This window comes from Ferdinandcohnia sp. SAFN-114 (assembly GCF_059415045.1).
On record NZ_JBPFDQ010000029.1, the window covers coordinates 48,506 to 56,448 of the forward strand.

Annotated in this window: 8 protein-coding genes and 1 pseudogene; 3 read left to right on the plus strand and 6 right to left on the minus strand. The window is 36.2% G+C overall.

The genetic code is table 11. The features are described from left to right. Window positions 1–79 precede the first annotated feature (79 nt). From glcT to ACR65M_RS11355, 5 genes and pseudogenes are all read right to left on the minus strand, one after another. Complete coding sequence (gene glcT, locus ACR65M_RS11335) at window positions 80–922, minus strand: glucose PTS transporter transcription antiterminator GlcT (protein WP_440273354.1); 843 nt, start codon at window positions 920–922, stop codon at window positions 80–82. 138 nt (window positions 923–1,060) lie between these two features. After that, window positions 1,061–2,335, minus strand: a complete 1,275-nt coding sequence (locus tag ACR65M_RS11340; RefSeq protein WP_341332048.1) for an ATP-binding protein — start codon at window positions 2,333–2,335, stop codon at window positions 1,061–1,063. 317 nt (window positions 2,336–2,652) lie between these two features. Then, window positions 2,653–3,408 (minus strand): annotated as a pseudogene (locus tag ACR65M_RS11345) (VOC family protein). Window positions 3,409–3,487: 79 nt separating this feature from the next. After that, window positions 3,488–4,870, minus strand: a complete 1,383-nt coding sequence (locus ACR65M_RS11350; RefSeq protein WP_440273355.1) for an L-cystine transporter — start codon at window positions 4,868–4,870, stop codon at window positions 3,488–3,490. Window positions 4,871–5,027: 157 nt separating this feature from the next. Beyond that, a complete protein-coding gene (locus ACR65M_RS11355; protein ID WP_099353639.1) occupies window positions 5,028–5,435 on the minus strand; it encodes a VWA-like domain-containing protein in 408 nt (135 codons plus the stop codon). Between the two features lie 338 nt (window positions 5,436–5,773). On the opposite strand from ACR65M_RS11355, the gene ACR65M_RS11360 reads away from it, so the two are divergent. Then, window positions 5,774–6,052 carry a hypothetical protein gene (locus ACR65M_RS11360; RefSeq protein ID WP_341332052.1) on the plus strand — a complete coding sequence of 93 codons (279 nt, stop codon included), beginning with the start codon at window positions 5,774–5,776 and terminating at the stop codon, window positions 6,050–6,052. Window positions 6,053–6,127: 75 nt separating this feature from the next. After that, complete coding sequence (locus ACR65M_RS11365; protein ID WP_341332053.1) at window positions 6,128–6,688, plus strand: thioredoxin family protein; 561 nt, start codon at window positions 6,128–6,130, stop codon at window positions 6,686–6,688. A gap of 107 nt (window positions 6,689–6,795) precedes the next feature. Here the strand turns inward: ACR65M_RS11365 and ACR65M_RS11370 are convergent, their stop codons facing one another. After that, window positions 6,796–7,296: a hypothetical protein gene (locus ACR65M_RS11370; protein ID WP_440273356.1), complete on the minus strand. Its 501-nt coding sequence runs from the start codon at window positions 7,294–7,296 to the stop codon at window positions 6,796–6,798. A gap of 320 nt (window positions 7,297–7,616) precedes the next feature. Between ACR65M_RS11370 and ACR65M_RS11375 the strand changes: the two genes are divergently transcribed. Further along, a complete protein-coding gene (locus ACR65M_RS11375) occupies window positions 7,617–7,847 on the plus strand; it encodes a hypothetical protein (protein ID WP_341332055.1) in 231 nt (76 codons plus the stop codon). The last annotated feature ends 96 nt before the right edge of the window (window positions 7,848–7,943 follow it).

Sequence of the window (7,943 nt, forward strand, 5' to 3'; positions counted from 1 at the left end):
TATATCCTGTTAAACTTACTTCAATCATTCTCTTTACTCATGCCTGATCGAATCAGTAACACGTTAAAAACAATGTATACTATTTAATTTTCTTCTGAAGCCTTTGCAGATGCATCGTTATATAGACTGCTTCTGCGTCAAAAACTGGTTTCTTCAGCGCTTGCTGTATTACCTTAATGAGTTTCCACGAGAGATTATAACATAATGGATATTCTTCTTTCAAGAGTGAAGTGATTTTTTCTGGTTCTTCTACTTTCTCTCCCACTTTTACACGTTCAATAACGAACCTCAGATGTCGTACAAGTCTCATATAATCAATGCTCTGTTTGTCAATCACCATTTTCAACTGTTCCTCTACCAATTGAACTAATTTTGTCATTAGTTGAGAATGCTGATTTACTTCAGATAAATCTTTATTGGTTATTGCACTGTGGATGTGAAGAGCAATAAAACCAGCTTCTCCCTCTGGCAAGTGTATATTACATTCTACTTTAAATAAATTCATTACTTCCTTTGCTAAATCGTATTCCCTAGGATACATGGTTTTCGTTTCTATTAAAAAGGGATTTCGGATTTCTAACCCTTGTGAAACTCTGGCAACAGTAGTCATCAAGTGATCGGTCAAGGCTACATGGATATGTTCATTCAACGAAGCATCTGTCCTGCTTTTGATTAACTCAATGGCAGAAATAATCACTCTCTGTAAGTCATCTTCTAAATATGGTAGAAGCTTAATATAGTTAGTTTGTATTTTTTCATTTTTAAGGACGAACAGCTTTTCTACGCTAGTCGCATCGAGCACTTCTTTCTGCCTTCGGTTAAAGCCGATGCCCTTTCCTATTAAAACGACCTCCCCATAATCGGAGTGATCTGCAATGACGACATTATTATTCAACACTTTAGATATAGTAATGACAGGCATCTTAATTCCCCACTTTTTATCTTAGACATACAATTCATATCGTATATGAGCAAGAAAAAGAAATCAATAATTTTACCTTTTAATGAATTGTGTAAGTCATAAGAAGACAAAGTGTACGAATAAAAAAAGGAGTTTAATTCAACTATCCTTTTTGTGATGTCTGACAGGTAAAGTAATGACGACTTTTGTTCCGAACCCAACCTTACTTTTAATTTCAAATATTCCTTTATGGTCTTGGATAATTTTGTTACTCATCGTGAGCCCAAGTCCCATTCCTTTTTCTTTTAATGTGAAAAATGGTTCTCCAATTTTTTCAAGGCGCTCTTTAGGGATACCTACCCCTGTGTCGATTACTTCAATTTGAACTTTGTCCTCTATTCTTTTAGTACGAATTTTTGTTCTTCCTCCATTTGGCATCGCATCAATTGAATTTTTAATGACATTGACAAACACTTGGATTAGTTCATTCATATCTCCATAAAGAACTGCATGATCTGCATCATTTTCAATGATAATCTTGACATTATAAAGGGTAGCTTCGTGTGATGTGAGCTTGATGACATAATCGAGTAATTCTTTTAATTCAAATTCCTTTAAAATTTTACTTTGCGGCTTGGAAAATACGAGTAATTCACTAACAATCTGATTAATCCGATCAAGTTCAGAAAGGATAATATTAGAAATTTGAGATGTTGATTCATTCTTTTCCTTTTGCAATTGAACAAAGCCTTTAATCGTTGTCAGTGGATTGCGGATTTCATGGGCTATTCCTGCTGCCAATTCCCCCACTACAGAAAGTTTTTCCCTTCTAAGCGCAAGCTCTTCAGCGGCTTTTAAGTTCGAAATATCCCTTCCAATTAGCACTAGCCCCGTTCTTTGTCCCTCTTCAAATAAAGGTACTCGTATGACATCAAAAGTCTTATGTTCCTCACTTGGGATCATGATGGTTTGCTCTACCCTGGTCTTTATCCCTTTTTGCCAAGCCTCTTCATCTAATTGTGCATTCTCAATTAGATATTTCTCAAACCTTGGATACATTTTAGCCATTTCAAAATCCGTTTTGTTTTTATAAATTTCAAAGTCAAGTTGGAATAGTTCTTTTGCATACCGATTCACTCGAATCCATCTGCCCTTCCCATCTTTGAAACAGACAAAATCAGGCATCGCATTAATAAGTGTCGACAATTCATTCTGTTCTTCTAATGCATGAACATATGCATCATTCTTCTCAATAATAAGATGAATTAGTATGGTCGTGAAAGCGACAAAAATTAACCCCTTCCCAATTTGATAGTAATTAGCATATTCAGAGGGAAAACGATCAATTACGTATTCAGAGAAAGTTATCCATATTAGGCTTGCCAAGAAATAGATAAGCAACAATCTCTTCTTGAAAAGTGTTTTTACAGACATGACAAGCACCCCATTATCATTTGACAACAAGAATATTTTTCTGTATAATAAAAATTTGTTCCCTATTAACTTTAACATAATTATTATATATAGATATAGATAAATTTAATTTTACGTTTTATCTTTTACATTTGAGAAAGACTTATTCACACTGGACCGGCTTCGGAGCCGAAAGGACGAAAGAGAGGTAGGGCTTTCGTTGTTTAAGATTTTCAAATCTACCGCGGCATGTATGTATCATCAATTATGTATCTAAAGTTTTATTACGCCCAAAAAGTGAGAACCAACCCGTGTATTTATGGTTGGTTCTTTTTATTTTACATTAAATACTTAGCGCCATGTAGAATAATCGCCCTTGTTGCTTTTGGTTCTATCCCAACTAGAAAAGGGCGTTCCCCTCTCGGATGGTCCTTAAAGCTAAAATACACATCAATTGTGTCAAAATGGACCTTAAATGCTTTTTGTTCAGTGCCAGGTAGTGTTGAAATGTGGACTTTACCATTTAATACTTTCGCCCATATGTCTGCGAGATTTTCCGGTTGTTTCACAGCGTATGCAATGAAGGAAATGGATTTTGAGTCTGGAACATAAACCCCTATTTCATTAAGCTCTTGTTCCCTAATTCTATCAACACCTTTCCACTCAATAAAAAATGGCATTGGTCGGGTATGATCAATGAAGAGCATCGACCATTTGAGAATAGTCCCATCTGGACGTTTTCTGGAGCCTGGTAAGGGTCCAATTGTTTTGATTCCTTTTTGTGTAAGCTCTTGGTTGGTTTTATCGATTGAGTTGGTCCGGAAGGCAATTTGTGATAGTCCTTCTCCTCGTTTGTAATCCTCATATAAATGACGACTAAATGGGTGGCTACCTTCTTTTGTAACCTCTAGATTGTTAATCCCAATCCACTAGATATAAGTAAGATTCTTAAAATAACATAACGTATTATAGGTACCCCAATTCTCGTGATTACCACCTTTTGCCGTATGGAAACCAAGAAGTTTAAACGCTGTCATTGCCTCAAATGGATCATTTACATAATGGACAACATGGTCAAAACGTATATCCAACAAATCTTCCCCCTAGCGGATTTTTATTATATTTTACCAAAAAAATAAGACCCTTATAATCAGGGTCTTATTTTCGTTTCTGTTATGCACCTAGTTGTTGAGTTGGGTTTGTATAGGTTTCAGTGTCAAGTTCTTTTGTTACTTTACTTGTAAGAACACCTGCTGTCATACTACCGCTAACGTTAAGTGCTGTACGTCCCATGTCAATTAAAGGTTCAACAGATATTAATAAACCTGCTAATGCTACTGGAAGGTCAAGTGCTGATAATACGAGGATGGCAGCAAAAGTTGCTCCTCCTCCAACACCAGCAACACCGAAGGAACTAATCGCTACAATCACTACCACTGTTAAGATAAAACTTGGATCCAACGGATTAATACCCACTGTTGGTGCAATCATTATCGCGAGCATCGCAGGGTACACACCTGCACATCCGTTTTGTCCAATGGAAAGTCCAAATGAACCTGCGAAGTTTGCAATTCCTTCTGGAACACCTAAATCATTTGTTTGTGCTTTAATGTTAAGTGGCAATGTACCTGCACTACTACGAGATGTAAACGCGAAAGTTAATACAGGAAAAGCCTTTTTAACATACGTAATTGGATTCAATCCGGCTAATGTAATTAACAATAAGTGAATCGCAAACACAATCAATAACGCAACATATGATGCTACAACAAATTTACCAAGCTTATAAATCGCACCATAATCACTCGTAGCTGTCACTCGTGTCATAATCGCAAGAACTCCATATGGAGTTAAACGTAAAATTAACGTTACAACGCGCATGATAACCGAGTAAAGTGCATCAATAATTTTCGCAAACAATTCTGCATTCTCAGGATCTTTACGACGAACTCCAAGGAATGCAATTCCTATGAAAGCTGCAAAGATAACAATAGCAATAGTCGATGTGGAACGTGCACCAGTAAAATCTAAGAATGGATTTGCAGGCAATAAGTCAACAATCTGTTCTGGGAATGTTTTATCTTGAATACCCGCATATCGTTCCTCCAACGATGCTCCTCTATCTTGTTCTGCTGCTCCAGCTTCAATTTGAATAGCTTCTAAGTCAAATGCAACCGTTGTTCCAATTGCAACAAGTGCTGAAAGTGCAGTTGTTCCCACTAAAATTCCAAGGATTAAAACACTAATTTTTCCGATGTTATTTGCCATCTTCATTTTTGTAAAAGCTGATACGATGGAAATAAACACTAGTGGCATAACTATCATTTGTAAAAACTTCACATAACCATTTCCGACGATATTAAACCAACTAATTGACTCGGAAATAATTTCTGAATCAACACCATAAATGAGTTGTAGGACGAGACCAAAGACAATCCCTAGTCCTAGTGCTGCAAATACACGTTTTGAAAATGAGACATGTTTTTTCTGCATATAAAACAATAATAGTAATAATAAGACCATCAAAACGATATTTACAATACCAAGTAAACTCATATGTATTACCCCCTTTTTATTTACTAATGTATTAAAATATAATTGCTTACTCACGATACGTCAAGTACAAAATTGCCTAAGTAAAAATATAAAAGGATTTTCTCTCAAAAACTAATACGTCTAGAATCAATTGATGATTCTAGACGCCATCCAATCTTTATGCAACTTTTATAGCCTTTCCAAACGGGACTTTTGGTACATAATCATCCGGAACAAGCCAAAACACTTCAGCTTTTACATCTAACTCATCGTAAAAATAACCGGTAACATCGGTTATATAAAAAAGAGTATCAATTTTCTCTTCGTCCGCCCATTCCAGCACTTCAGTATAGGAGGACTTGCCATGCGTATAATATTTAATGGTAGGGTTTTGAATCGGTGTGATGGTTCTTATTTTAAAATCAGCTTGGACAAGCTGAGTTTCCGGGATCATTTCACCAAAAAACTTTATGATATTGTTAATTAAAACTGAACGGACCTGATTTGTTGATGTATCAATTGCTAATGCTATTTTTTTACCTTTACGGTCCTTAAGTAAACCCATAAGTGACCTTTGCCATCTCACGCATCCTCAACTCCTCATGCATAATAACCAAAGGATGATTACTTGTCTAGTTTAAGCGACTAGAAACTAGAGAAATTTTAACTCCTCGAAAAGAGGCAAAAGGCGCCTCTCTGTCGGGATCTCCGACGCACAGGAATGTTAGTGCCGAATTTGCTACAGGACCTGGAGCCTTTATCGGCCAATTTTCTCATTTCTGGGCGAGTCGCTTTCAGTTTTCTTCCTTGGCTCCACTATTTTGTCACGTTTTTCGACTAAATATGAACAGTTTAAATAACAATACTTGGATTGGTTATAGGCGTACATAAAGGTAAAACTATCAATAATTGGGGGAATGAAAAATGAAAACTTCGAAACAAGAGTTAGTCCAAAAACTTGAATTAAATAATGGATATGGATTTGTTGAATTAAATGGGGTACTTCATGAAATTAGACTCCTTGCTGGAAATCAAATCGCTTTTTCAGGTGCATGTTGGAGATGGGAACAAACAGAGATGCCATCAGCCAATGGGGACTATAACGTGGTAACAGATGTACTTATAGAAGGGGAACCGGTTATACCAAGTTTTCCTACTAAGGATTCCTATGAATTCTACGAAACGGTTTCAGACTTTTCATAAGCATCTTTGTGGTTAGATTTTCCTTTTTCATTTATAGTAAATTTAAACAAATCATATTTGGAGGAGGAGCACATAATGACAAACTTAAAACCATGGTTTGAAAAAGGCATGAACCAATACGAATACATTAACAGCATGCAAGTTCACAAGGAGAACCTATTAAAAGTATATAATGGGTTTCAATTAGACGAAGCTGACAAGGAATTACTGCATCTGCTTCAAGAAAAAGAGTTAAAAGCAATCATTTTAGCAGCTGATTGGTGCGGAGATGCAATGGTCAATCTCCCAATTTTAATGAGAATTGCGGACGAGGCTTTACTTGAAACTCGCTATCTAATCCGTGATGAGAATTTAGAGTTGATGGATCAATACCTTACAAATGGAAAAGCCCGTTCGATTCCAATCATCATTTTCGTTAATAAAGAGTTTGAAGAGGTTGGTAAATGGGGACCTAGATCTCCAGAGGCACAAGCTGTTGCTGATGAATTAAAGGCAAATATACCTGATAAAGATTCTCCTCAATACGACGCGGCTTTCAAAGCATTTATTAAATCGTTCACAGAACGTATCACTACAGACGAAGTGCTTTGGAGAGATATTAAAAATAGCATAATTGCTACAATAAAAAACGCATAATTATTGAACACTAAAACATATACTATATTTGAGACCGTCCACCACTTCCAACTTCGCATCGTTGCGGGACTAACCAGAACGGAAATGCGGGCGGTCTCTTTATGTGTTTAAATGGGTAAAAATAAATGCACCATAAAGAGAATAGTAAAAAGAAAAGCCGATGTATAATGAAACTTCCGGCGAAAACCGGAGGATTTTTTATGACGTAGATATCCCGCAAAAAGAGTAATTGCTAATAATAGAATAGCTAACATCCCGCTCATCATCTTTGGATTTACATACCCTATTAGCTCCCCTAACTTTACGAGCATGATTCCTCCATGAAACAGTATTAATATCGTACCGATGATTGCAAGCTTGATATGAGATTTCATCATTTGTCGTGACATTTTCGCAAGTGTTATTTTGAATTTCCGTACCTTCGTCCTGCGGATGACAAGAAAGATAAAATACATATTCACATTTATGATAAATAGGATGATTGCGATTTGAGCGAAAACCTGCCCTAGTGTGATGATTTGCGAGTCATGCAACCTAAAAATCCATATATATATAATTGTACTAATCACAAGTAGCGCATTTATAATAATCCAAATATAATAGGCCATTTCTTACCTCCCCTTCTATCTAGTTCCCATTTTATCAGATAGTAAGAAAACTAGTTGTGTGTGATGTCACTAGATGTACTTGTAGTACAGGAGCAAATTCTTCTATTTTTTTGCATCTGTGGGGGATTATAGATTTGGTTTGATGGTTAATCTCCCCTAAATTCTTTCGAGTGCTAGGATGTTAACCAGGTTTGCTGGTTCGCTCTCTCCTAATTTCATCCCAGTGGCTACTCATTTGCTGTATATTAGTTTCTATCCTCCTAATCTACTTTCATACGTGCTAAAATTAATATAGAAATAAGTAAAATGGAGGGAATTTGATGTCTACATGTAATATCGATCATTCAAAAGATGACGTTGTTAAAAAGCTCCAGAGCCAGGAAAGCTTTTTGCCCAAAGAGCTCTATCACAAGGCTGCTCAGTTTTTAGAGCATGGGCAAACACAACTAACATTAAATGAATTGTTTCACCTATTAAAGAAATATGATTTAATGTCTGAAGAAGAACAACAAAAGCGTAATCTTGCAATGGTGGAACTATTCCAAGCATAATGAAAGGCACCACAACTTATGAACTGCACCCTGTCAAGTAGACAGTGGAAATAATAAAAATGATTTAAGCGGCTCTAGCTCTATATTCCATAGGGC

What these genes read in the sequence shown, in the direction of transcription:
- ACR65M_RS11360 (WP_341332052.1), top strand. Translation starts at nt 5,774, where the DNA reads ATGAAAACTTCGAAACAAGAGTTAGTCCAAAAACTTGAATTAAATAAT.
- ACR65M_RS11365 (WP_341332053.1), top strand. Translation starts at nt 6,128, where the DNA reads ATGACAAACTTAAAACCATGGTTTGAAAAAGGCATGAACCAATACGAA.
- ACR65M_RS11375 (WP_341332055.1), top strand. Translation starts at nt 7,617, where the DNA reads ATGTCTACATGTAATATCGATCATTCAAAAGATGACGTTGTTAAAAAG.
- ACR65M_RS11370 (WP_440273356.1), bottom strand. Translation starts at nt 7,296, where the DNA reads ATGGCCTATTATATTTGGATTATTATAAATGCGCTACTTGTGATTAGT.
- ACR65M_RS11340 (WP_341332048.1), bottom strand. Translation starts at nt 2,335, where the DNA reads ATGTCTGTAAAAACACTTTTCAAGAAGAGATTGTTGCTTATCTATTTC.
- ACR65M_RS11350 (WP_440273355.1), bottom strand. Translation starts at nt 4,870, where the DNA reads ATGAGTTTACTTGGTATTGTAAATATCGTTTTGATGGTCTTATTATTA.
- glcT (WP_440273354.1), bottom strand. Translation starts at nt 922, where the DNA reads ATGCCTGTCATTACTATATCTAAAGTGTTGAATAATAATGTCGTCATT.